This window comes from Streptomyces sp. ICC4 (genome assembly GCF_003287915.1).
GTDB classification, from domain to species: Bacteria; Actinomycetota; Actinomycetes; order Streptomycetales; family Streptomycetaceae; genus Streptomyces; species Streptomyces tritrimontium.
The window spans coordinates 5989209-6010930 of sequence record NZ_CP030286.1; the positions used below are offsets into that span (position 1 = coordinate 5989209).

Annotated in this window: 21 protein-coding genes, 1 pseudogene and 1 riboswitch; of the genes and pseudogenes, 10 read left to right on the forward strand and 12 right to left on the reverse strand. The window is 72.2% G+C overall.

All coding sequences use genetic code 11. The features are described from left to right. Positions 1-20 precede the first annotated feature (20 nt). Positions 21-2012 (reverse strand): heavy metal translocating P-type ATPase, encoded by a 1992-nt coding sequence (locus tag DRB89_RS27945; protein ID WP_112452384.1) that lies wholly within the window; start codon positions 2010-2012, stop codon positions 21-23. 95 nt (positions 2013-2107) lie between these two features. On the opposite strand from DRB89_RS27945, the gene DRB89_RS27950 reads away from it, so the two are divergent. Then, a complete protein-coding gene (locus DRB89_RS27950; protein WP_112454216.1) occupies positions 2108-2503 on the forward strand; it encodes a metalloregulator ArsR/SmtB family transcription factor in 396 nt (131 codons plus the stop codon). Here the strand turns inward: DRB89_RS27950 and DRB89_RS27955 are convergent. From DRB89_RS27955 to rpmB, 3 genes are all read right to left on the reverse strand, one after another. Beyond that, positions 2472-3656 (reverse strand): GTP-binding protein, encoded by a 1185-nt coding sequence (locus tag DRB89_RS27955; RefSeq protein ID WP_112452383.1) that lies wholly within the window; start codon positions 3654-3656, stop codon positions 2472-2474. The two genes, DRB89_RS27950 and DRB89_RS27955, sit on opposite strands and share 32 nt — an antisense overlap. 104 nt (positions 3657-3760) lie before the next feature. Further along, the gene (gene rpsN, locus DRB89_RS27960; protein WP_112452382.1) at positions 3761-4066 is read right to left on the reverse strand and encodes a 30S ribosomal protein S14; all 306 of its coding nucleotides are present in this window, start codon (positions 4064-4066) and stop codon (positions 3761-3763) included. Then, on the reverse strand, positions 4066-4302 hold the full coding sequence (gene rpmB / locus DRB89_RS27965; RefSeq protein ID WP_112452381.1) for a 50S ribosomal protein L28: 237 nt from the start codon (positions 4300-4302) through the stop codon (positions 4066-4068). Before rpmB ends, rpsN begins: the two co-directional genes overlap by 1 nt. Before the next feature lie 69 nt (positions 4303-4371). Here rpmB and rpmG point away from each other — a divergent pair, with 69 nt between their 5' ends. The 4 genes and pseudogenes from rpmG to DRB89_RS44960 all read left to right on the forward strand — a co-directional run. Next, on the forward strand, positions 4372-4536 hold the full coding sequence (gene rpmG / locus DRB89_RS27970; RefSeq protein WP_079430716.1) for a 50S ribosomal protein L33: 165 nt from the start codon (positions 4372-4374) through the stop codon (positions 4534-4536). Between the two features lie 33 nt (positions 4537-4569). After that, the gene (locus DRB89_RS27975; RefSeq protein WP_112452380.1) at positions 4570-4818 is read left to right on the forward strand and encodes a type B 50S ribosomal protein L31; all 249 of its coding nucleotides are present in this window, start codon (positions 4570-4572) and stop codon (positions 4816-4818) included. After that, complete coding sequence (locus DRB89_RS27980) at positions 4815-5957, forward strand: GTP-binding protein (RefSeq protein WP_112452379.1); 1143 nt, start codon at positions 4815-4817, stop codon at positions 5955-5957. The genes DRB89_RS27975 and DRB89_RS27980 overlap by 4 nt, the downstream gene beginning before the upstream one ends. A 56-nt stretch (positions 5958-6013) precedes the next feature. After that, positions 6014-6139, forward strand: a pseudogene (locus DRB89_RS44960) (cobalamin biosynthesis protein CobW); the annotation flags it as partial. A 57-nt stretch (positions 6140-6196) separates the two neighbouring features. Here the strand turns inward: DRB89_RS44960 and DRB89_RS27990 are convergent. Genes DRB89_RS27990 through DRB89_RS43190 form a run of 4 tightly spaced genes read right to left on the reverse strand, consistent with a single transcriptional unit; the run spans position 6197 to position 9166 of the window. Further along, complete coding sequence (locus tag DRB89_RS27990) at positions 6197-7036, reverse strand: sugar phosphate isomerase/epimerase (RefSeq protein ID WP_112463462.1); 840 nt, start codon at positions 7034-7036, stop codon at positions 6197-6199. Positions 7037-7045: 9 nt separating this feature from the next. Further along, positions 7046-7783 carry a type I 3-dehydroquinate dehydratase gene (aroD, locus tag DRB89_RS27995; protein ID WP_112450976.1) on the reverse strand — a complete coding sequence of 246 codons (738 nt, stop codon included), beginning with the start codon at positions 7781-7783 and terminating at the stop codon, positions 7046-7048. Between the two features lie 7 nt (positions 7784-7790). Further along, the gene (locus DRB89_RS28000) at positions 7791-8747 is read right to left on the reverse strand and encodes an ROK family protein (protein WP_162688751.1); all 957 of its coding nucleotides are present in this window, start codon (positions 8745-8747) and stop codon (positions 7791-7793) included. 35 nt (positions 8748-8782) lie between these two features. Continuing rightward, positions 8783-9166, reverse strand: a complete 384-nt coding sequence (locus DRB89_RS43190; protein ID WP_162688752.1) for a hypothetical protein — start codon at positions 9164-9166, stop codon at positions 8783-8785. A 155-nt stretch (positions 9167-9321) separates the two neighbouring features. Between DRB89_RS43190 and DRB89_RS28005 the strand changes: the two genes are divergently transcribed. Then, positions 9322-9543 carry a hypothetical protein gene (locus DRB89_RS28005; protein WP_112450978.1) on the forward strand — a complete coding sequence of 74 codons (222 nt, stop codon included), beginning with the start codon at positions 9322-9324 and terminating at the stop codon, positions 9541-9543. An 8-nt stretch (positions 9544-9551) separates the two neighbouring features. Here the strand turns inward: DRB89_RS28005 and DRB89_RS28010 are convergent, their stop codons facing one another. Both DRB89_RS28010 and cobN read right to left on the reverse strand, forming a co-directional pair. Continuing rightward, entirely contained in the window at positions 9552-10025 is a 474-nt protein-coding gene (locus tag DRB89_RS28010; protein WP_112450979.1) for a hemerythrin domain-containing protein, read from the reverse strand. A gap of 30 nt (positions 10026-10055) precedes the next feature. Continuing rightward, on the reverse strand, positions 10056-13682 hold the full coding sequence (gene cobN / locus DRB89_RS28015; RefSeq protein ID WP_112450980.1) for a cobaltochelatase subunit CobN: 3627 nt from the start codon (positions 13680-13682) through the stop codon (positions 10056-10058). A gap of 53 nt (positions 13683-13735) precedes the next feature. Beyond that, a riboswitch (cobalamin riboswitch) is annotated at positions 13736-13814 on the reverse strand. Between the two features lie 325 nt (positions 13815-14139). On the opposite strand from cobN, the gene DRB89_RS28020 reads away from it, so the two are divergent. Genes DRB89_RS28020 through DRB89_RS28035 form a run of 4 tightly spaced genes read left to right on the forward strand, consistent with a single transcriptional unit; the run spans position 14140 to position 19319 of the window. Next, positions 14140-15801: a hypothetical protein gene (locus DRB89_RS28020; protein ID WP_239516362.1), complete on the forward strand. Its 1662-nt coding sequence runs from the start codon at positions 14140-14142 to the stop codon at positions 15799-15801. Positions 15802-15853: 52 nt separating this feature from the next. Then, positions 15854-17170 carry a precorrin-3B synthase gene (gene cobG, locus DRB89_RS28025; protein ID WP_239516363.1) on the forward strand — a complete coding sequence of 439 codons (1317 nt, stop codon included), beginning with the start codon at positions 15854-15856 and terminating at the stop codon, positions 17168-17170. Continuing rightward, a complete protein-coding gene (locus DRB89_RS28030; protein WP_239516364.1) occupies positions 17167-17814 on the forward strand; it encodes a precorrin-8X methylmutase in 648 nt (215 codons plus the stop codon). The genes cobG and DRB89_RS28030 overlap by 4 nt, the downstream gene beginning before the upstream one ends. Beyond that, positions 17811-19319: a precorrin-2 C(20)-methyltransferase gene (locus DRB89_RS28035; RefSeq protein ID WP_112450982.1), complete on the forward strand. Its 1509-nt coding sequence runs from the start codon at positions 17811-17813 to the stop codon at positions 19317-19319. The genes DRB89_RS28030 and DRB89_RS28035 overlap by 4 nt, the downstream gene beginning before the upstream one ends. A gap of 115 nt (positions 19320-19434) precedes the next feature. On the opposite strand, the gene DRB89_RS28040 is transcribed toward DRB89_RS28035, so the two are convergent. Then, positions 19435-20709, reverse strand: a complete 1275-nt coding sequence (locus DRB89_RS28040; RefSeq protein ID WP_239516873.1) for an MFS transporter — start codon at positions 20707-20709, stop codon at positions 19435-19437. Between the two features lie 17 nt (positions 20710-20726). Then, entirely contained in the window at positions 20727-21269 is a 543-nt protein-coding gene (locus tag DRB89_RS28045; protein ID WP_112450984.1) for a winged helix-turn-helix domain-containing protein, read from the reverse strand. Positions 21270-21722 lie beyond the last annotated feature (453 nt).

Below are 21722 nucleotides of genomic sequence, written 5' to 3' on the forward strand. Positions count from 1 at the left end.
GGCCTTCTCCCCACAGCGGCTCATCGGGCATTCTCGGAGGGACGAGCGGCTCGCTCCCAGGCAGCGGTACCCAGCAGGCGCAGCCCGTTGAGGCCGACGATGACGGTCGATCCCTCGTGGCCCAGCACGCCCAACGGCAGCGGAAGGTGTCCGGCCAGATCCCAGACCACCAGGGCCGAGATGAACGCCCCGGCGATGACCAGGTTCTGCACCACCAGGCGGCGCGCGGCGCGGGAAAGCGCGATCACGGCCGGTACGGTGGCCAGTTCGTCTCGGACGATGACCGCGTCCGCCGTTTCCAGCGCGAGGTCGGAGCCGGCGCGGCCCATGGCGATGCCGATGTGAGCGGCGGCCATCGCTGGGGCGTCGTTGACGCCGTCGCCGATGACCAGCACCTTGCGCCCGGCCGCCTGCTGCTCACGGACGGCGGCGACCTTGTCCTGGGGCAGCAGCCCGGCCCGTACCTCGGTGATACCGAGTTCCCCGGCAAGGCTCGCTGCGGCACGCGGGTTGTCGCCGGTCAGCAGCATCGGCGAGGCTCCGGTCAGCGCCCGCAGGGCCGTGACGGTGTCGGCGGCATCGGGGCGCAGCCGGTCGGTGATGCCCAGCACGCCGACCGGAATCCCGTCGCGCTGAACGAGGACGGCGGTACGGCCGCCGGCCTCCAGTTCTCCCGCCACCAGCGCAGCGTGTGCCGAGGCCGCGTCCGAAGCGGCGTCCAGCAGCCGCGCCGGGGCTCCTGCCTGGATGGTGTGACCGTGCACGGTGGCCGTCACTCCGATTCCGGGGGCGGACGCGAAGTCCCGTACGTCGGCCAGGTGCAGGCGGCGATCGCGGGCGGCGGCCACCACGGCGCGGGCCAGGGGGTGTTCGCTGGGGTGTTCCGCGGCGGCCGCCAAGGCGAGCAGCCCGTCTTCGTCGAGGCTGCTGCCAGCCAGCAGGCGAATCGCGGTGACGCGCGGGGTGCCCTCGGTCAGCGTGCCGGTCTTGTCGAGTGCGACCGCGTCGACCTGTCCCAGGCGTTCCATGACGACGGCGGATTTCACCAGTACGCCGTGGCGCCCCGCGTTGGCGATGGCGGACAGCAGCGGCGGCATGGTGGCCAGCACGACGGCGCACGGCGATGCCACGATCATGAACGTCATGGCGCGCAGGAGAGAGCCGGTGAGGTCCGCGCCGAAGCCCATCGGGACGGCGAATACGGCGAGGGTGGCGGCCACCATGCCGAGGGAGTAGCGCTGTTCGACCTTCTCGATGAAGAGCTGGGTAGGCGCCTTGGTCTCGGAGGCTTCCTCGACCATGGCCACGATCCGGGCGATCACCGAGCCTGTGGCGTCCCGCTCCACCGCGACCCGCAGGGCGCCGGTGCCGTTGAGAGTCCCCGCGAACACCTCGTCACCCATCTCCTTCACCACCGGCAGGGGCTCTCCGGTGATGGTGGCCTGGTCGACCTCACTGGCACCCTCCAACACCCGGCCGTCGGCGCCGACACGTTCGCCGGGGCGGATCAGGATGACGTCCCCGACCTTGAGGTCCACGGTGGCGACCATCTCCTCCCGGCCGCCTGCGGTCAGGCGTGTTGCGGCGGGCGGCGCGAGGTCGAGCAGGCCGCGCACCGCGTCCTGGGTGCGGGTGGTGGCCACTGCCTCCAGCGCGCCGGAAGTGGCGAAGATGACGATCAGCAGCGCGCCGTCCATCACCTGCCCGATCGACGCCGCCCCGATCGCGGCGACGATCATCAGCAGGTCCACATCCAGGGTCTTGTCCCGCAAGGCCCGCAACCCGGACCAGGCCGGCTCCCAGCCTCCGGTGACGTAGGCGGCGGCGTACAGCGGACCCCACGACCATGCCGGGGCGTCGGCAAGCTGCAGCGGCAGCGCGAGCAGGAAGAGCGCCAATGCGGCCGCGGCCCAGCGTGCCTCGGCGAGTGCGAACACCCGCGTACGGCGCCGCCGCGGCGCCGAAGCAACCTCCGCCGCCCGTTGAGGACGCTGGAGCAGGACAGAAGGCATGCAAATCAACCCTTCACGGGCGAGAGGACGACTACGCCTCCAAGATACAGGAACATCTGAACAGGTCTTCAGGTATCGCCGGTAAGATGGCCGCCATGGGCCATGGAATGGACGACAAGAACTCCGCCACCACGCGCGAACGCCTGGACGCCGTGGGCACCGCAGACGTCGCCGCAACCCTCCAAGCCCTGGCGACCCCCTCGCGGCTATACATCCTCGCCCGCCTCCAGGAGGGCCCGTGCGCGGTCGGCGATCTCGCCGAAGCCGTCGGCATGGAACCGTCTGCCTGCTCCCATCAGCTGCGCCTGCTCCGGAACCTAGGCCTGGTCGCCGGCGAACGTCAGGGCCGCTCGATCGTCTACTCCCTCTACGACCACCACGTCGCCGAGCTGCTCGACCAGGCCCTCTTCCACGTCGAGCACCTGCGCTTGGGCCTTCACGACACGGCGGCCGCCGAGATCACGGAGCACCGAGGAGCGGGTCGGGCATAGCTGCCCAGGCGTCCCGGCCCAGCGACAGCTCGGTGTCCGTGAGCAGGGCTTCGTCCAGGGCGGAGCACACCCGCCGTTCGTCCAGGTGGATGCCGGTGAAGACGATCTCGTTGCGACGCTCCCCGTAGTAGTCGTGCCAGAAGCACGACGCCAGCGTCCGCCGCTGCGGAGAGGCGGCCTCCCAGGCCTTCGGGTCCCCCGCTTCCAGCCAGCGATCGGCTTCCCTCAGCTCCAGGTGCGCCCCGGCCGAGCGCCAGGCGACAACGGCATCAGGGCGGCCGGCCAGCCACAGGTGCCCGCGGCTGCGCGCCACACCGATCATCACCGCGGCCAAGGCGTCCGCGAGCCGCTGGGGATGCAGCGGGCGCCGCGCCCGCCACAGCACTGATTCCACACCGTGGCGGCTACCGGAATGCGAGCGCGGCACGTTCACCGGCTCGAGCCGCGTCCGCCACTCGTCGCTCGCTCCGGCCGGGGCGGGCCGCGTGAGGAACGGGGGGAGCTGGGGCGCCGCCTCCGCACGGTCGGAGACCGACAGGAGCAGGGCGTGCGCGTTGAGGTGGCCGACGAGCGCGGCAGCAGCCCCGGACACCCGGCGGCCACCGCCGTCCGCCGGAGCGGGAACGATCAGCACGTCCGCAGCCTCCACCTGGCGGGCGGCGACCTCAGCCGGCGTCGTGGGAGTGGCGTCGCCCGTACCGTCCCCAAGACCCACGGCGCGGTGGACACACCCGATGTCGGCCATGAAGGAGGCCGGGTCGACGCCGACCAGTACCGGCGCGGGGTCATAGTGGTCGGACACCGCGCTCACGCCGATCCGCGGCTGCCACAACTCCACCAGGAACGGCAGGACATCCAGTTCCTGCGGCAGCGCGAGGATGAGATGGGGCGCCCCCATGGCCCGCCGGATGGCCAGCAGGTCCTGGCGGAGGATCACCACCGGATCACCGGTCGCGCCCCGCGCCAGGGTCCCGTGCAGCTCGGTATCGGCCCCGGCGGTGAACCGCTGCACCACCGGATACCCCTTGTCCCGGGCCTGGATCGACACGGCCAGCACCACCGCGCGCGGACTCGCTCGCAGCAGCTGGTCCACCACCAGGCCTCGGACGTCCGGCGAGTTGCCGGTCACCACGCTCAGCAGACCCTTGGGCATTCGGTTTCCCCTCAGTTGAGGCACGTGACACGCCGGGCAGTGGCGCGCGGGCCCACACCCCGCCGGAGACATGGGCCCGCGCGCTCCCACCCGATACGCAGGCGCTACCAGGACGACTTGGTGATCCCGGGGAGGAAGCCGGCGTGCGCCTGTTCGCGCATGCGGACCCGGGAGAGTCCGAACTTGCGGAGGTGACCGCGGGGGCGGCCGTCCACGCTGTCCCGGTTCCGCACACGGGTCGCACTGGCGTCGCGGGGTTGCTTCCGCAGCTCCGCAACGGCGGCACTCCGCTCGGCCTCCGTCGAGGACGGCCGCCGCACGGCCTCCTTCAGCTCGGCCCGCCGGGCGGCGTACCGCTCGACGATCGCCTTGCGCTTCTCGTTCTGCGCGATCTTGCTCTTCTTGGCCATCAGACCTTCACCCCCCGAGCGCGGATCCGCGCCACGGCGGCCTCGATGCCGATGATGTCGATGGCCTTGATGGCCCTCGCGCTCAGCGTCAGGCGGACATGGCGACCCTCGCTCGCCAGCCAGTACCTCTTGCGCTGGATGTTGGGGTCGAAGCGGCGGGAGGTGCGCCGGTGCGAGTGCGAGATGGTGTTGCCGAAGCCCGGGTGGGCGCCGGTCAGTTGGCAGTGGGCGGACACGGTGTTACCTGCCTCTCTTTGAGTCGGAACCGCTATTGAAAACGATTTCCATTCCCGTATAGTAGCGGCATGGCACGCAACGAAGTACGCCCGGTCATCAAGCTGCGCTCCACCGCTGGGACCGGCTTCACCTACGTCACCCGCAAGAACCGCCGCAACGACCCGGACCGCATGGTGCTGCGCAAGTTCGACCCGGTGGTCCGCCGCCACGTCGACTTCCGCGAAGAACGCTGACCCCTCCCGCTCCCCTGCCTGAAGGACGCCGTCATGAAGCCTGGAATCCACCCCGCCTACGGCCCCGTCGTCTTCCGCGACAAGGCCGCCGACTTCGCCTTCCTCACCCGGTCCACGGCGACCAGCGTGAAGACCGTCGACTGGGAGGACGGCAACACCTACCCCGTCATCGACGTCGAGATCTCCTCGCAGAGCCACCCCTTCTACACGGGCACGGCCCGAGTCCTGGACACCGCCGGACGCGTCGAACGCTTCGAGCGCCGCTACGGGGGCCACAAGTGAGACTGCCCGTCGTCATCGTCGGCGGGCTCCACTCCGACGCCCGCAAGGAGGTCGTGGACCGGCTGCTGCGCACCGTGCCCGGCAGCGTCGCCCTCCACCACGACCTGGCCACCGCGCCGGCGGGCACGGTGCTGCGCCTGGTGCGCGACGCCTCGGGCGAGCTGTCCCGCGGCGAGGCCCCGCTCTTCAACGACTGCGCCTGCTGCGCCCTGCGCGAGGACCTGGTCCCAGAGCTCGAACGGCTAGCCGACGGCGGCATGACCCGGCTGGCGGTGGTCGAGCTGTGGGACTCCGTCGAGCCCAAGGCGATGGCCGAGGTCGTCGTCGCACACGGCGGCGACGTACTCGATCTCACCGGCGTGATCACCGCGGTCGACCCTGCGCTCGTACTGCCCTACCTCGTCAACGGAGACGACCTGGCAGAGGTGGGTCTCGCCGCGGCCGCCACCGACCAGCGCACCGTCGGGGACACCTGGGCACGGCAGCTGGAGTACGCCCCCGTCCTCGCCCTCGTCGACAGCGAAGAAGCCGACGACGAGGACCGTGCCCTCCTCGCCCAGCTCCACCCGACCGCCCGCCGGGTACCCGCCGGATCCGGCGAACTCGCCCAGGCGGCCTTCGCGGGCTTCGACGTGGAAACGGCGGCCGCCGCCCAGCACCCGGCCTGCGCCCTGCTGCCCCAGGAGGCGGAGGAAGCCGGAGTCACCACCTTCGTCTGGCACCGCCGCCGCCCGTTCCACCCCGAACGGCTCTACGAAGCGCTGGAAGACCTCTGCTGCGCCGCCGCCCGCAGCCGCGGCCGGTTCTGGCTCGCCGACCGCCCCGACACCCTGCTCGCCTGGGACGCCGCGGGCGGCGCCCTCTGCGTGGAGAACGCCGGACCCTGGCTCGCCTCCCTCCCGGACGCCGCCTGGGAGATGGAGCCGCCGATGCGCAGAGCGGCCGCCTCCCTCGACTGGCATCCGGAACACGGCGACTGCTGCCAGCACCTCGTCTTCACTTCCCCCGGCCTCGACCGGCAGGGCCTGGAACTGCTCCTGGAGTCGTGCCTGCTCACCGATGCCGAGTACGCGGCGGGGCGGGAGGCGTGGAAGACGCTTCCCGCCGCCTTCGACTCCCTCCTCGACCCCGTCTCCTGACCATCGGGGACCAGAACAAGTCCCCGTCGATACCCCCCAAGGAATCCTCATGGCCCGCCGCCCAGCACCCGGCCTGCGCCCTGCTGCCCCAGGAGGCGGAGGAAGCCGGAGTCACCACCTTCGTCTGGCACCGCCGCCGCCCGTTCCACCCCGAACGGCTCTACGAAGCGCTGGAAGACCTCACCGGGAGCGACACATGGGAGGTCGTCGGAAGCGTCAGATGGGGATAAAGGGACGGGTCAGTGGCCGCACACGGCCGGGGGTGCGGACAGGACCCGGCGGGTGGCCTCGTACACGGCCTTGGCGGTGGCCTCGGGGCCCCGGGCGAGGAGGGCGTCGGACATCACCTCGGCCGAGACCCGGGTCCTGACGCCGTGCTCCTCCAGGAGGCTCAGCAGCCGCTCGGCGGCGTCGGTCCGGGCGCCCGGGACCAGGCGCAGGTGGAGGGACTCCTGCCGCATGTCCGCGAGGGGGTCCGGGCCCACGTCGCACAGCTGGACGGTGAAGATCCGCGCGGCGGGGACGGGGGAGAGGTCCTCGGGGGCGGTCGCGCCGCGCACCCAGTGCCAGACGTCGAGGACCAGACCGGCGTTGGGGCGCCCGGTGCGGTGCACCAGCTCCCAGGCGGTGGGCAGGTCGGGCACCGCGCCGAACGGCATGTACTCGAGGGCGATGCGCAGTTCGCCGGCCCGCTCGCACAGGGCGGTGAACCGCTCGGCGATGACGTCCAGCGGAGTCGCCTCGAAGAGGCCGGCGTTGACGTGGTCCGCCCCGAAGGCGCGGGCGATGTGGAACGCGGTGCGTTCCTTGGCGGACGGCGCGGGGCTGTCGCCCTCGCCGGCCCGGGGAGCCCAGTCGCTGAGGAACTCCACCTCGCCGAGGGTGATGCCGTGCTCGTCGAGGACGGCGCGCATGGCGTCGTCGTCGAGTCCGGACCGGCGGGCTTCCCCGTAGGCCTCGACGCTGAGGCCCACGGTGTGGAAGCCCGCGGCTGCCGCCGCCCGGATCCGTTCCCGGAAAGGGACCGTCCCCAGGGTCAGTGAACTGATCGTCAGAGGGCAGGTAACGGCGGTTCCCATGGTCAGCGCCTACATTTCAACGATTTTCCGCTGGTTGAAATCCGGGTAGAACTTGCGCAGCAGGGCGAAGGTCTCGGGGAAGTCGAGCTGGCCCGGTGCGGAGCTGGTGCCGAAGAACGAGTAGGTGATCAGGGACCCGAGGGCGGGGAAGAAGACGCGGGAGACGGCGCCGGTCTCGCCCATGGCGATCACGATCAGCCGGGTGCCGTCCTCGCCCGCGCGCAGCAGCAGGGAGGCCAGGCGCCGTACGTCGCTTTCGGACGTCACCATGGCGGACACCTTGACGACGTCGGCGCCGGCGTTCTTCGCGTCGTCGATGACGGCCTGGAGTTCTTCCGTGCCCGGGGTGAATTCGAAATTGTGGTACGAGACGATCACCACGGTGTCGTGCGCGCGGGCGGCCTCGACGACTTCCGCGAGGATGTCCCGGGAGGAGAGCTCGATGTCCACGGCGTCCACGCGGGGGGCGAGGGCGCGGAAGAGTTCGAGGCGCTCCTCGTCCGTTCCCGCCCATTCGCCGCCTTCGCGGGTGGAGCGCAGGGTGGCCAGGATCGGCAGGGCCTTGAAGGCCTCGACCTGGGCCAGGACGTGGTCCGCCTGGGTGCGGGAGAACCTGTCGACGCGCAGCTCGGCCACGTCGACGCCGGCGGCCTTCGCCTCCTCGGCCCGCAGCGCGGCTTCGTCGTCGTCGAAGCTGACGGCCACGAGCGGGATCCCGCCGTCGAGGAGCGCCCGAATGGAGTTCATTTACTAGTCACAGCCTTTGCGATTCCTGGACATGTCCCGTACTGGTCTGCTGCCCGCACTTTCGCCGACGGGGCGCGAATTCCCATCCGCGTCCCTCGGCGGCCTGGATCGCCGCGCCGATGAGTGACGAATCGGGGGCGGTCGCCGCGTGCTGGATGACATCGGTCCCGGATTTCTCCCGACACAGGGTTTCCGGGAAACCGTTCATGAATCTGTGCAGGTGGTCATTTGCGCGGGCGGTCAGTCCGGGTACTTGCGAGATACCCGATCCGACGCGAACCGTGGTGAACGGGGAGGAGTATACAAGGGTCGCGCAGGCCCGTGCAATGTATCTCGCCTGGAGGTCCCAGGCCTCGTGAGAGGCCGGAAGTTCGCAGGCGGGTACCTGCCAACGGCCGAAAATCGCCCGCCCTGAGGCGAGGCCCTGGAAACAGCTCCCGTGAAATCGGCAGCTCCCCGGATAGGGGTCTCCGGTTTCCCGGGGCAGCGGAATGTGCCCGAGCTGCGGCGGTTCGGGCCGGTGGGGCTCCGTGCCCGGAGGGCGGGAAAAGGCCCCGCCGATTCCGGTTCCGAGCGAGAGGTAGACGAATCCGGGTGCGCCGGGCGGTTGTCCGCGTTCCTCGGCGGTCACGGCCGAATTGACGTCGAAATCGAAATGGACGGGGACCCGGAAGCGCCGGGACAGCAGGGCCGGAATGTTCACCCCGGACCACTGCGGTTCGGAACTTCCGGCGATCGCGCCGAAGTCCGGCCGGAGCGGATCCGTTTCCAGCGGTCCGAAGACCGAGAGTCCGACGGAATCCACGGCGTGCCGTGCGAAGAGGCCGGCGACGTGGAACTCCAGCAGCTCCAGGGTTTCGGCGGGCGTGGTGACGGAAATGCGGTGGCGTTCGAGTTCCACCGCGGGTTTCGACCGGGTGAAGGCGCCCACGAGGAATTTCGTCTTTCCGGCGTCGACGGCCACGACGGTGCCGCCGTCCCCCTCCGGGCGGGGCTTCCTCACGTCCGGGGTGCCGGAACGGCTGCCGGGGCCGGCGCGGGCGCGGCCGCGGGCGCCGGGTGGACGGGGACCTGGCCGGGCTGCCTGCTCCAGTTCTCGAAGAGCTCGAAGAGGTGCTCGGTCCGGGAGTTGCGCCCGTAGTAGCGGTACTCCAGATTGCGCTGGCCGATGGGGCCGAGGACGAGGTAGAGCGCCGGGAAGACGACGAGCGCCGTGATGATGTTGGGCAGGCAGGCCCTGATGAACTCGACCCCCGAACCGGCCCGTTCCGGCGGCGGGAGCAGGAACCAGATGACGGTGAGGGCGGCCAGCGTGACGACCGCGAGCAAGAGCTTCAGCCACTCTATTGCCGATTCGTTCCCCTCGTCCCGCTGCCCCCGCATGCCCGCCCCGTTCGGAAGTCCCCGGTGTTCCTTGCAGGCCGCAAGCCTATCCAGCCGCCGCGCACCGCGGGAGGGTGTCGCAGCGCGGGATGTTTGTCTGATTGTTCTAGGTTTGCGCCATCGGTACACATTTCGACGTTCCGGGAGGGACACTCATGGCGATCGACCTCGACAAGGTGCTGGACAAGACGTGGGCCGACAAGCCGCTCGCCGAGGTGCTCGCGGCGCCGGTGGCCGCGCTCAAGGGCGTCACCGACAAGGACGGCGAACTGCTGCAGGAGGCCTTCGGCGTGAAGACGGTCGCCGACTTCGGCCGCCTGAAGTACGCGCGCTGGGCGCAGGCCCTCGTCGCTCTGGAGCAGACCTCCAAGCAGTAGCCGGCCGGCTATCCGGCGGGCCTCAGCTCCCCGCCGGGATGCGCCGCGCGCCAGGCCGCGATGGAAAGGTCCCAGTCGTCGCCCGTCAGGGCGGTGAGGGACGCGGGGAAGAGGCCGTCCTCCTCCTTCGCGATGTGGTGGTGGAGCTCGTTCACCGCGCGCCGCAGGGCCGCCGCGTCGGCTCCGTCCGACAGGTCCGCCCGGGCGAGGAAGGCCGCCAGTTCGCGGTGCTCCCCGACCAGGGCCGCGATGTACCCCGCGTACTCCGGGTCCTGCCCCATGACCTCGAACAGGCCGTCCTCCTCGCCCTTCCAGTGGGCGAGGAGGACGGCCGTCATGTCCGAGACGAGGGCGCGCGCCTTCGCGAGGTCCCCGTGGTCCAGGGCGCGCAGGGCGTCGCCCGCCGCGTCCGTCACCGCCTCGTGCTCGGCGATGAACTCCTTGATCAGAGGGATCTCACGGCAGCCGCAGTAGTGGCACATGCGGCCCAGTGTGAGCCCGCTCCGGACGGGTCACTCGCTTTCCCCTTCGAGGTTGCCCTCCGTGTCGAGGTACACCTGGCGCAGCGCCTCCAGCACCTGCGGGTCCGGCTTCTCCCACATGCCGCGGGACTCGGCCTCCAGCAGCCGCTCCGCGATCCCGTGCAGGGCCCAGGGGTTGGCCTCCTCCAGGAAGGCGCGGTTCTCGGGGTCCAGGACGTACGTCTCGGTCAGCTTGTCGTACATCCAGTCCGCGACCACGCCCGTCGTGGCGTCGTAGCCGAAGAGGTAGTCGACGGTGGCGGCCAGCTCGAAGGCACCCTTGTAGCCGTGGCGGCGCATCGCCTCGATCCACTTCGGGTTCACGACGCGGGCGCGGAAGACGCGGGAGGTCTCCTCCACCAGCGTGCGCGTCTTGACGCTCTCCGGCCGGGTCGAGTCGCCGATGTACGCCTCGGGGGCCTTGCCGCGCAGCGCGCGGACGGTGGCCACCATGCCGCCGTGGTACTGGAAGTAGTCGTCGGAGTCGGCGATGTCGTGCTCGCGGGTGTCCGTGTTCTTCGCCGCGACCGTGATCCGCTTGTAGGCGGTCTCCATCTCGTCGCGCGCCGGGCGCCCTTCGAGGCCGCGGCCGTACGCGTACCCGCCCCACACCGTGTAGACCTCCGCGAGGTCGGCGTCGGTGCGCCAGTCGCGGGAGTCGATCAGCTGCAGGATGCCCGCGCCGTACGTGCCCGGGCGCGAGCCGAAGATACGGGTCGTCGCGCGCCGCTCGTCACCGTGCACGGCCAGGTCCGCCTGCGCGTGGGCCCGTACGAAGTTGTCCTCGGCCGGTTCCTCCAGCGAGGCCGCCAGCCGCACCGCGTCGTCCAGCAGGCCGATGACGTGCGGGAACGCGTCGCGGAAGAAGCCCGAGATGCGCAGGGTCACATCGATGCGCGGGCGGCCGAGCTCGGCGAGCGGGATCGGCTCCAGGCCGGTGACGCGGCGCGAGGCCTCGTCCCAGACCGGGCGCACGCCCAGCAGCGCCATGGCCTCGGCCACGTCGTCGCCCGAGGTGCGCATCGCGCTGGTGCCCCACAGGGACAGGCCCACGGATGCGGGCCATTCGCCGTTGTCCGTGCGGTAGCGGTTCAGGAGGGAGTCGGCCAGGGCCTGGCCGGTCTCCCAAGCGAGGCGGGAGGGGACGGCCTTGGGGTCGACCGAGTAGAAGTTGCGGCCGGTCGGCAGCACGTTGACCAGGCCGCGCAGCGGGGAGCCGGACGGGCCCGCCGGGACGAAGCCGCCGTCCAGGGCGCTGACCACGTGGGTGATCTCGTCGGTGGTGCCGGCCAGGCGCGGCACGACCTCGCGGGCCGCGAAGTCCAGTACGGCCGCCACGTCCGCGGAGTGTCCGGCGGCCACGGAAGCCACCGCCTCCGGGGTCCAGCCGGCGTCCTCCATCGCCTGGACCAGCGCGCGCGCCGTCTCCTCCGCCTCGTCCGCGGTGGTGCGGGTGGCCGCGGACTCGTCCAGGCCGAGCGCCTCGCGCAGACCGGGCAGGGCCGTCGTACCGCCCCAGATCTGGCGGGCGCGCAGGATCGCCAGGACCAGGTTGACGCGGGCGTCGCCGGTCGGGGCGCCGCCCAGGACGTGCAGGCCGTCGCGGATCTGGGCGTCCTTGATCTCGCACAGCCAGCCGTCGACGTGCAGCAGGAAGTCGTCGAAGCCGTCGTCGTCGGGGCGCTGCTCCAGACCCAGGTCGTGGTCCAGCTTCGCCGCCTGGATCAGCGTCCAGATCTGGGCGCGGATGGCCGGCAGCTTCGCCGGGTCCATCGCCGAGATCTGGGCGTACTCGTCCAGGTGCTGCTCCAGGCGCGCGATGTCGCCGTACGACTCCGCGCGCGCCATCGGCGGCACCAGGTGGTCGACCAGGGTGGCGTGCACGCGGCGCTTGGCCTGCGTGCCCTCGCCCGGGTCGTTGACCAGGAACGGGTAGATCAGGGGCAGGTCGCCGAGCGCGGCGTCCGGCGCGCAGGCCGCCGACAGGCCGGCGTTCTTGCCCGGCAGCCACTCCAGGTTGCCGTGCTTGCCCAGGTGGATCATCGCGTCGGCGCCGAAACCGCCGTCCTCGGCGCGGGCCTGGATCCAGCGGTACGCGGCCAGGTAGTGGTGCGAGGGCGGCAGGTCCGGGTCGTGGTAGATCGCGATCGGGTTCTCGCCGAAACCGCGCGGCGGCTGGATGAGGACGAGCAGATTGCCGCGCCGCAGGGCCGCGAGGACGATGTCGCCCTCCGGGTTGGCCGAGCGGTCCACGAACATGTTGCCCGGGGCCTCGCCCCAGTGCTGCTCCACGCTGCCCCGCAGCTCGGCCGGGAGCTCGGCGAACCAGCGCTTGTAGTCGGCCGCCGGGATCCGGACCGGGTTGCGGGCCAGCTGCTCCTCGGTGAGCCAGTCCTGGTCGTGGCCGCCGGCCGCGATCAGGGCGCGGATCAGCTCGTCGCCGTCACCGGACACCAGGCCCGGGACGTCCTCGACGGGGCCGAAGTCGTAGCCGCCCGCGATGAGCGTGCGCAGCAGCTCCACGGCGCTGGCCGGGGTGTCGAGGCCGACCGCGTTGCCGATGCGGGAGTGCTTGGTCGGGTACGCCGACAGGACGAGCGCGATCTTCTTGTCGCGGCGCTCGATGTGGCGCAGCCGGGCGTGGCGCACGGCGATGCCGGCCACGCGGGCCGCCCGCTCGGGGTCGGCGACGTAGGCGGGCAGCCCGTCCTCGTCCAGCTCCTTGAAGGAGAACGGGACGGTGATCAGGCGGCCGTCGAACTCCGGGACGGCGACCTGGGTGGCGGCGTCGAGCGGGGACAGGCCCTCGTCGCTCTCCTCCCAGGCGCTGCGCGAACCGGTCAGGCACAGGGCCTGCAGGATCGGCACGCCGAGACCGGCCAGCGCGCCCGCGTCCCAGGACTCGTCGTCGCCGCCCGCCGAGGCGGTGGCGGGCTTGGTGCCGCCGGCCGCCAGGACGGTGGTGATCACCGCGTCCGAGGTTTCCAGCGCCGCGATCAGCCCCGGCTCGGGGCTGCGCAGGGAGGAGACGTAGAGGGGGAGCGGCTGCGCGCCGTGGGCCTCGATCGCCTCGCACAGGGAGTGCACGAAGGCGGTGTTGCCGCTCATCTGGTGGGCGCGGTAGTAGAGCACCGCGATCCGGGGGACTCCTTCACCGGAGGCCTGCTGCGGGGTGCGCTCCAGCGGGCCCCACGTGGGGGAGGCCGCCGGGGGCTCGAACCCGTGGCCGGTCAGCAGGACCGTGTCGGAGAGGAAGCGCGCCAGCTGGTCCAGGTTGGCCGGGCCGCCGTGGGCGAGGTAGCCGTGCGCCTCGGCGGCGATGCCGATCGGGACCGTCGAGGCCTCCATCAGCTGCGCGTCGGGGGCCTGTTCGCCGGTCAGGACGACGACCGGGCGGGTCTGGGAAGGGGCCAGCAGCAGGTCCAGGCCCTCCTGCCAGGCGCGCAGGCCGCCGAGGAGGCGTACGACGACCAGGTCGGCGCCGTCGAGGAGGCCGGGTAGGTCGTCCAGGGGAAGGCGGGACGGGTTCGCGAACCGGTACGGGACAGGGCCGTCAGCCGTGTTCGCGGCGCGGGCGCTGAGCAGATCGGTGTCGGACGTCGACAGCAGCAGGATCATGCGGCGGCAGGCCTTCCTCGGGGTTTCCGCGCCCCGGGCAGTGAGGACAGCGGGAGTTCCTGACTCATCCGGCGGCCGTGGCTCGCGGATTCACAGTGGCGGGACCGCGCCGGATTCGCACCGGGCTTCCTCCCATGTCGCCGTCCTCGGCGATGGCGGGCCGAACGGCTCGCCGCCGCCATCTTAGGGGGCCGCGGGACGGGCGCCGAGGGCGGGTGCGGCGCCACCGCCCGGGGATCTGGAATGGTCCGGCCAGGCAGGTTGTGGCCGGTTCGGGGTGGTGATCGACACAGGGGGCGGGCGCAAAATCGAGTTCCCGACTGTTGTGTGGGCTGGTTGGCGTGGTTGGTCGTCTGGTCCCTCGTACGGGTGAACGGGGGCCATGGCCTGGGTGCAGTGTTGGCGGAGGCGCCAATCTCGGTGGAGGCTGAGCAGGGCCGCTGAGAGGGGGCAGCTGGTGGCGCGTGGTAATGGGCGACGGAATCGTGCACTGCGGACGCTGGCTGATCCGTTCACCGTGTCGGCGCCCTGGGGCGCGCGTATCCGGGATCGTCTGCGCCTGTCCATCCGCGATGCCGAAGTCCTGCGGATCGTCGGCGAGCATCTCGGCGGGTATGCCCGTGCTGATCTGGCTGAGCGTGTCCGTGTCGGCAGGGTGCCGGTGAAGGACAATCGGCGGGCGAAGCGCAAACGAGAGCTGACGGGGGTGTCCTCATCGCGGTGGGCGGGGGCTATCACCCGTGCGTCGGAGGATCAGTACCAGCTGTCCCTGCGGTGCCTGTTCGATGAGCTGACCTCTCTCCGCCGGGCCATCGCGAAGATCGGGAAGCGTTTGGCGGTGCCGTGTGGCCGGCGGGTGGGTGGCGTTCGGGGGTATCCGAGCCGGTCTGAGCGTGCACAGAAGCAGTGCCGGTTGCAGGTGCTCACCGCACGCCTGGCTGAAGTGGAGCGGCGGATCGATGCCGGTCACCCGGCAGTCGTGCTGGGTGGCCGCCGGCTGGCGAAGGCGCGGCACCACCTCGCCGATGCCGGTCTCACCGAGACCGAGTGGCGGGAGCGGTGGAAGGCGCAGCGGATGTTCCTGACGGCCGACGGGGAGTCTGGCGCGCCGTACGGGAACTACACGATCAGCGTGGACCCGGCCGACGGCACAGTCACGGTCGTCCTGCCTGAACCCTTGCGTCACCTGGCCAACGCTCCGCGTGGCCGCTACCGGCTCGCCGGGGGCGTCACCTTCAACCACCGTCGCGAGGAATGGCTCGACCGTGCCGACGCCAACAGTTCGGTGCGCTACGACATCGTGTCCGAGCCCGAACGCGGCCGCTGGTACCTCGATGCCTCCTGGTCCACCCCGAAGGAGCTCCTGCCCACTCCCGCCGAGCTGGCCGCAACCGGCACCCGCCTCCTGGCCGTAGACCTCAATGCCGATCACCTCGCCGCCTGCGTCATCGACGCCCACGGCAACGCGGTCGGTGAACCCCTTACTGTTCCCACCGACCTGACCGGCCCCGCATCCCAGCGCGACGGACGCCTCCGGCGGGCAATCAGCGAACTCATCCGTCTCGCGCACCAGTACGGCTGTGCTGGTCTGGCGATCGAGAATCTGGGTTTCGCCGACGCCCGCGCCACCGGCCGCGAGACGATGGGGCGGGGCAAACGCGGTAAGACGTTCCGCCGCACCGTTTCCGGACTCCCCACCGCGAAGTTCCGCGACCGGCTGTCCGGCATGGCCCATCACGCCGGCCTCATCGTGGTCGCGGTCGATCCCGCCTACACCAGCCGCTGGGGCGCCCAGCACTGGAAGCAGCCGCTTCAACAGCAATCGAAGACCACCATCGTCACCGGGCATCATGCGGCCTCGGTGGCGATCGGCAGACGTGCCCTCGGACACGGGATCCGGCGTCGGCCAGGTGTGACCGCACGCGACCAGAGGATCGTGGTGCGGAGAGCTACCGGCCAGGCCGTGCTCCGCCCGAGGGCGCTTGGGACCGCGAGCCCGCCAAGGACCACAGGCGCACCCCACCCGGGTGGCAAGACCTGCCGGGACCGAAGCGACCAGCTTGCGCTGTTCCCCGTCTCCCAAGACCGTTCGGGGAGACAACCGGCAATCCCGGTTTAGGGCGATCCGGCCAGCAGCGGCCGACATCGCTAGGAACGGTATGCTCGCCGCCATGCCCCAGCCCCCCTCCGCCACAGCGCGGGACGAGCCCGTCATACGGGACGAGTCCGTCATACGGGATCGCGGCGACGCCTGCCCCGGCGCGCTGCGGCTGCACACGGCGGACGACGGCTTCCTGGCGCGGGTCCGGATACCGGCCGGCCTGCTCACCGCCCGGCAGGCCTCCGTGCTCGGGCTCGCCGCCGACCGCTTCGGGGACGGGCACCTGGAACTCACCTCGCGCGGCAACGTCCAGCTGCGAGGACTCGCCGACGGCTGCGGCGCCGAGCTGGCGGAGCTGCTGGCCGAGGCCGGCCTGCTGCCCGCGCCCGGCCACGAGCGCGTGCGGAACATCGTGGCGACGCCGACGTCCGGGATCCTGGACGCCGACCGGCCCCACGTGGTGCCCTGGGTAAGGGAATTGGACAGCCTGCTCTGCGCGAGCACGCAGGCGACGGCCCTGTCCGGACGATTCCTCTTCGCCGTCGACGACGGGCTCGGAGACGTCGCCGCGCTCGACCCCGACGTCACCGTGCTCGGCAGGCCGCGGGGCCGGGCGCTGGTCCGTCTCGGCGGGGCCGCCGACGCCGTGGACGTGGCCGGCCCGGACGCGCCCCGCGCGGCGCTGCTGGCCGCCGAATACTTCCTCGACGCCGCCGACGAGGCGGGCACCCGCGCCTGGCGGGTGTCCGAGCTGCCCGCCGAACACGCCCTCGGGGCCGAGGAGTTCGCCGTACGGCTCAACGCCGACGGGATCGCGGCGACCCGGGTCCCCGACGTGGCGTGGCCGTACGCGCCGCCGCTCCGGCCCTGGGGGCCCGGCACCGGCGACAGGACGCCCCTGTGCGTGCTGCTCCCGCTCGGACGGCTGACCTCCGGCCAGTGGCGGGTGCTCGTGGAGGTCGCCGACCGGGGGGACGGCGAACTGCGGATCACCCCTTGGCGGAGCGTCGTCCTGCCCGGCGCGAGCACCCGGCGGCCGATCGACGGCTACGCCCGGCTCGAGGCCGCCGGCCTGGTCGTCGCACCCGACGGGCCCTGGGAATCCGTCACCGCCTGCACCGGGCGGCCCGGCTGCGCCAAGGCCCTGTCCGACGTACGCGCCGACGCGCGTGCCCTCGTACACGAGGCCCGGGGGCGGCTGCCCGTGCACTGGTCCGGGTGCGAGCGCCGGTGCGGGCATCCGCGCGGCACCGCGTGGGTCGACATCGTGGCCACCCCCGAGGGGTACCGGCTCGACGGGCGCGCGGTGCCGGGAGACGAACTTGCAGGGGCTGTAGCCGACGCGCGCAGCCAAGCCCGAGTGTCCGAAGTCGCAGTGAAGAAATGAGCGAGTACACCGTGTTCGAGTACGAGAAGGACGGCGCCGAGATCTACCGCCAGTCCTTTGCCACGATCCGCGCCGAGGCGGACCTGTCCGGGCTGCCCGCCTCGGTCGCCCAGGTCGCGGTGCGCATGATTCACGCCTGCGGCATGACCGACCTGACGCGGGACCTGGGCTACACGCCCGACGTCGTGCTGCGGGCGCGCGCCGCCCTGGAAGCCGGCGCGCCGATCCTGTGCGACGTGCAGATGGTCGCCAGCGGGGTCACCCGCAAGCGGCTGCCCGCCGACAACGAGGTGATCTGCACCCTCTCCGACCCGGCCGTGCCGGAGCTCGCCGCGAAGATGGGCACCACGCGCAGCGCGGCGGCCCTCGAAGTCTGGCGGGACCGGGGCCTGTTGGAGGGTTCGGTGATCGCCGTCGGGAACGCGCCCACCGCGCTCTTCCGACTGCTGGAGATGATCGAGGAGGGCGCGCCGCGCCCCGCCGCCGTCATCGGGGTCCCCGTCGGCTTCATCGGCGCCGCCGAGTCCAAGGACGCGCTGGCCGAACACCCCTCCGGACTCGACCACTTGATCGTCCGGGGCCGGCGCGGCGGCAGCGCCATGGCCGCGGCCGCCGTCAACGCCATCGCGAGCGTGGCCGAATGAGCGGCACCGCGCGCACGGCGGCCACCGGAAAGCTGTACGGGGTCGGGCTCGGTCCCGGCGACCCGTCCCTGATGACGCTGCGCGCCGTCGAGGTGATCGGCGAGGCGGACGTCGTCGCCTACCACTCCGCCCGCCACGGCCGCTCGATCGCCCGCTCGATCGCCGCGAAGCACCTGCGCGCCGACCACGTCGAGGAGCCGCTGGTCTACCCGGTCACCACCGAGACCACCGACCACCCCGGCGGCTACCAGGGCGCGATGGAGGAGTTCTACGAGGCCTCCGCCGCCCGGCTCGCCGCCCACCTGGACGCCGGCCGGACCGTGGCCGTGCTCGCGGAGGGCGACCCGCTCTTCTACGGCTCGTACATGCACATGCACAAGCGGCTCGCGGACCGGTACGAGGCCGAGGTGATCCCGGGAGTGACCTCGGTGAGCGCCGCCGCCGCCCGGCTCGGCACCCCGCTCGTGGAGGGCGAGGAGGTGCTGACGATCCTGCCCGGCACCCTGTCCGAGGAGGAGCTCACGGCCCGCCTCGCCGCCACCGACTCGGCGGTCGTCATGAAGCTCGGCCGCACCTTCCCCGCCGTGCGGCGGGCCATGGAGAACAGCGGCCGGCTCGCCGAGGCGCGGTACGTGGAGCGCGCGACGATGGCGGGCGAGCGGACCGGGCTCCTCGCCGACACCGACCCCGACTCCGTGCCGTACTTCGCCGTCGCCGTGGTGCCCAGCCGGATCGGCAACCCCGGCAGCGTGCCGTCCGGACCGGGCGAGGTCGCCGTCGTCGGCACCGGCCCGGCCGGGCCGCTGTGGCTGACCGCCGAGACCCGGCGGGTGCTGGCCGACGCCGAGGTGCTGGTCGGGTACACCACGTACCTGGACCGGGTGCCCGTGAAGCCGGGCCAGATCCGGCACGGCTCGGACAACAAGGTCGAGTCCGAGCGCGCCGAGTTCGCGCTCGACCTCGCCCGGCGCGGCAAGCGGGTGGCCGTGGTCTCCGGCGGCGACCCGGGGGTCTTCGCCATGGCCACCGCCGTCCTGGAGGTCGCCGGGCAGGCGGAGTACAAGGACGTGCCCGTACGGGTGCTGCCCGGGGTGACGGCCGCCAACGCCGCGGCGGCCGCGGCCGGCGCGCCGCTCGGCCACGACTACGCCACCATCTCGCTCTCCGACCGGCTCAAGCCGTGGGAGGTCATCGCGGAGCGGCTGCGCGCGGCCGCCGCCGCCGACCTCGTGCTCGCCCTGTACAACCCGGGCTCGCGGAGCCGGACGTGGCAGGTGGCGCAGGCCCGGGAGCTGCTGCTGGAGCTGCGCGCACCGCAGACCCCGGTGGTCGTCGCGCGCGACGTGGGCGGTCCGCAGCAGTCGGTCCGCATCGTCACGCTGGCCGAACTGGAGCCGTCCGAGGTGGACATGCGCACGATCCTGCTGATCGGGTCCTCGCAGACGCAGGTCACGGAGCGGCCCGACGGGTCGCGGGTGACGTGGACGCCGCGCCGGTACGGCTGAGCGGCGCCGCGCGCTGAGAGGAGGCCCGGAGCGGTTCGCCGCCCCGGGCCTTCCGCGTCCCGCGGGGCTTGGTGGCCTGGAGCGCCGGCGCCGGCCCTGACTTCTCGTGAAGGCGTCACAACGATTCGGGTGCTCCCTCCTTCACGGGACCCTCGTGTTCCGGGTGTCCTGGACCGCCGGTCGAGGCAGCGCCGCGCAGTGCTGCCTCGACCCGGCGGTTGCTGGTCATGGTCGCCGTGACGGCGGTCATGGCGAGGAGGAGGCCGGAGGCGGCGTAGAGCGGGGTGCGCACGTCGTACACGGTGGCCAGCCAGCCGCCGAGGAAGGCGCCGAACGGGGCGGCGCACATGGCGAGCATGCGGGAGGTGGAGGCGACCCGGCCCATCAGGTGGGCGGGGACGATCGCCTGCCGGAGGGAGGGTGCGAGCACCATCGTGGCGCCCATGCCCGCCCCGCAGACGGCGAGCGCGAGGCCGGCGGCGTACGGGTTCGGGGCGGTGGCAAGGCCCAGGATGGCCAGCCCCTCGACCGCGGCCGTGCAGGTCAGCGCGGTTCCGGTGCCGAGTCGCCGGCCGAGGAACGAGGCGATGCCCGCGCCGAGCAGGCCGCCGGTGGCCTCCGCCGTGAGGAGCAGGCCGAAGCCGAAGGTGTCGATGCCGAGACGGTCGTGGGCGAAGAGGGCGAGGACGGTCTCCACGGCGATGAAGGCGATGTTCCCGACCGCCGGGCGCAGTGCGAGGCCGAGCAGCAGTCGGTCCCGGAACACGTACGAGGCGCCGGCCCGCGCCTGGCGCAGCAGCGACTCGCGGATCTCCGGTACGGGACGGGGCATGCGGGGCAGCGACCGTACGAGCAGGGCGGAGAGCGCGAACGACACCGCGTCGGCGAGCAGCGGAACCGCCCGCCCGAGCGCGAGCAGGGCACTGCCCGTGGGCGGCCCCGCGAAGCCGGACGCGGCGGTCTGCGCGCCGCGCAGGCGGGAGTTGGCGCGCTCCAGGAGGGCGGGGTCGCGGCCGAGCAGATCCGGCAGATAGGCGGTGGCGGCCGTGTCGAAGAAGAGTCCGCCGAGGCCGAGCAGGAAGGCGACGGCCGCGAGCAGCGGAATGCCCAGCACGTCGAGCGCGGCCGCGGCCGCCGGTATCGCGAGCAGTACCGCGCGGCCCGCGTCCGCGACCCACATCGTGCGCCGGCGGTCCCAGCGGTCCACCAGCGCACCGCCGAGCACCCCGAAGAGCAGCCACGGCAGTGTTCCGGCGGCCGTGACGACGGCGAGCGCCATCGGATCCCGCGTCAGCGTCAGCGCGAGCAGCGGCAGCGCGGCATGCGTCACCCCGTCGCCGAGCGAGGACACCGTCTGGGCGGTCCACAGCCGTCCGAATCCGGTCGGCATCTTCCGGACGTCCGAGGTCACTTGGCGTCTCCTTCGGTGCTCTGCGCGCGCGGTGTCGGGTGGAACAGTGCGAAGACGAGTGACGCGTCCGGCAGCGAGGGATCGGACAGCTCGCGGAACTCGTCCGCCAGCGCCTCAAGTCGCGCCCCCAGCTCCGTGAACTGCTCGTCGGTGAGGCGCAGATGCGCCATCCGCACGTGCCGCTCGCCGGCCGCCGGCGCCGCCTCCAGGTCCGCCACCGCATGCCGCATCAGCAGGTCCGGACCGCCCTCGCCCGGATCCGGCAGCACGATCGACCGGGCGGCCATCGCGTAGTACCGCTCGGTGACCCCCCGCACCTTCCGCGTCCGCACCACCTTCACCAGGCCGGCCCGCTCCAGCAGCCGTACGTGGTAGCTGGAACTCCCCTTCGCGAGGCCCACTCGCTCGGCGATCTGCGTGATCGTCGCGGGCTCGAAGCGGAGCACGGCCATGATCCGGTGGCGCGTGAGGCTGGAGACGGCGCGAAGCTGCTCGTCAGTGGTGACGTGGAAGGTCTCGGGAAGATCATCGGTGGGCATGGGCCCAATGGTCAACGTTTCTTGACCATTGGGCAAGAGGATTCCCGCAGAGTTGGCGCAGGTTCTCCTCGACCTGGCCGCGCAGTTGCCGGGGCCCCCGAAGGATTTCCGGAGCCGACCGCTCAGCGGAGCGGCGGGAGGGTCACGGTCATGATCGGGGTCGGGAGGCCCGTCGGGGGCGTCCACTCCGGGATCGGGGGCTTGGGAGGCGCCGGCGGCGGGTTGGGGCCGCTGTGCGGGTTCTGCCGTTCGGCCGGGCTGCGCCGCGGTGTCGGCCCCCGCGAGCCGCCGGTGCCCGTGGCCGGCCGGGAGGTCGCGGTCGCCGGGGCCGGGGACTCGGGGGCTGGCTCGTATGCACATCTGATGCTGGCGACTGCCTCCTCTTGGGCGGGGGCGGCGGGCAGGGGTGGCCGTGGTGGTGGCCGTGACCGTGGTGGTGGCCGTGACCGTGAC

Excerpts from the sequence above, each read along its gene's own strand:
- DRB89_RS27945 (WP_112452384.1), bottom strand. The coding sequence starts at position 2,012 with ATGCCTTCTGTCCTGCTCCAGCGTCCTCAACGGGCGGCGGAGGTTGCT.
- DRB89_RS27950 (WP_112454216.1), top strand. The coding sequence starts at position 2,108 with ATGGGCCATGGAATGGACGACAAGAACTCCGCCACCACGCGCGAACGC.
- DRB89_RS27955 (WP_112452383.1), bottom strand. The coding sequence starts at position 3,656 with ATGCCCAAGGGTCTGCTGAGCGTGGTGACCGGCAACTCGCCGGACGTC.
- rpsN (WP_112452382.1), bottom strand. The coding sequence starts at position 4,066 with ATGGCCAAGAAGAGCAAGATCGCGCAGAACGAGAAGCGCAAGGCGATC.
- rpmG (WP_079430716.1), top strand. The coding sequence starts at position 4,372 with ATGGCACGCAACGAAGTACGCCCGGTCATCAAGCTGCGCTCCACCGCT.
- DRB89_RS27975 (WP_112452380.1), top strand. The coding sequence starts at position 4,570 with ATGAAGCCTGGAATCCACCCCGCCTACGGCCCCGTCGTCTTCCGCGAC.
- DRB89_RS27990 (WP_112463462.1), bottom strand. The coding sequence starts at position 7,036 with ATGGGAACCGCCGTTACCTGCCCTCTGACGATCAGTTCACTGACCCTG.
- aroD (WP_112450976.1), bottom strand. The coding sequence starts at position 7,783 with ATGAACTCCATTCGGGCGCTCCTCGACGGCGGGATCCCGCTCGTGGCC.
- DRB89_RS43190 (WP_162688752.1), bottom strand. The coding sequence starts at position 9,166 with ATGCGGGGGCAGCGGGACGAGGGGAACGAATCGGCAATAGAGTGGCTG.
- DRB89_RS28005 (WP_112450978.1), top strand. The coding sequence starts at position 9,322 with ATGGCGATCGACCTCGACAAGGTGCTGGACAAGACGTGGGCCGACAAG.
- DRB89_RS28010 (WP_112450979.1), bottom strand. The coding sequence starts at position 10,025 with ATGTGCCACTACTGCGGCTGCCGTGAGATCCCTCTGATCAAGGAGTTC.
- cobN (WP_112450980.1), bottom strand. The coding sequence starts at position 13,682 with ATGATCCTGCTGCTGTCGACGTCCGACACCGATCTGCTCAGCGCCCGC.
- cobG (WP_239516363.1), top strand. The coding sequence starts at position 15,854 with ATGCCCCAGCCCCCCTCCGCCACAGCGCGGGACGAGCCCGTCATACGG.
- DRB89_RS28030 (WP_239516364.1), top strand. The coding sequence starts at position 17,167 with ATGAGCGAGTACACCGTGTTCGAGTACGAGAAGGACGGCGCCGAGATC.
- DRB89_RS28035 (WP_112450982.1), top strand. The coding sequence starts at position 17,811 with ATGAGCGGCACCGCGCGCACGGCGGCCACCGGAAAGCTGTACGGGGTC.
- DRB89_RS28040 (WP_239516873.1), bottom strand. The coding sequence starts at position 20,709 with ATGCCGACCGGATTCGGACGGCTGTGGACCGCCCAGACGGTGTCCTCG.
- DRB89_RS28045 (WP_112450984.1), bottom strand. The coding sequence starts at position 21,269 with ATGCCCACCGATGATCTTCCCGAGACCTTCCACGTCACCACTGACGAG.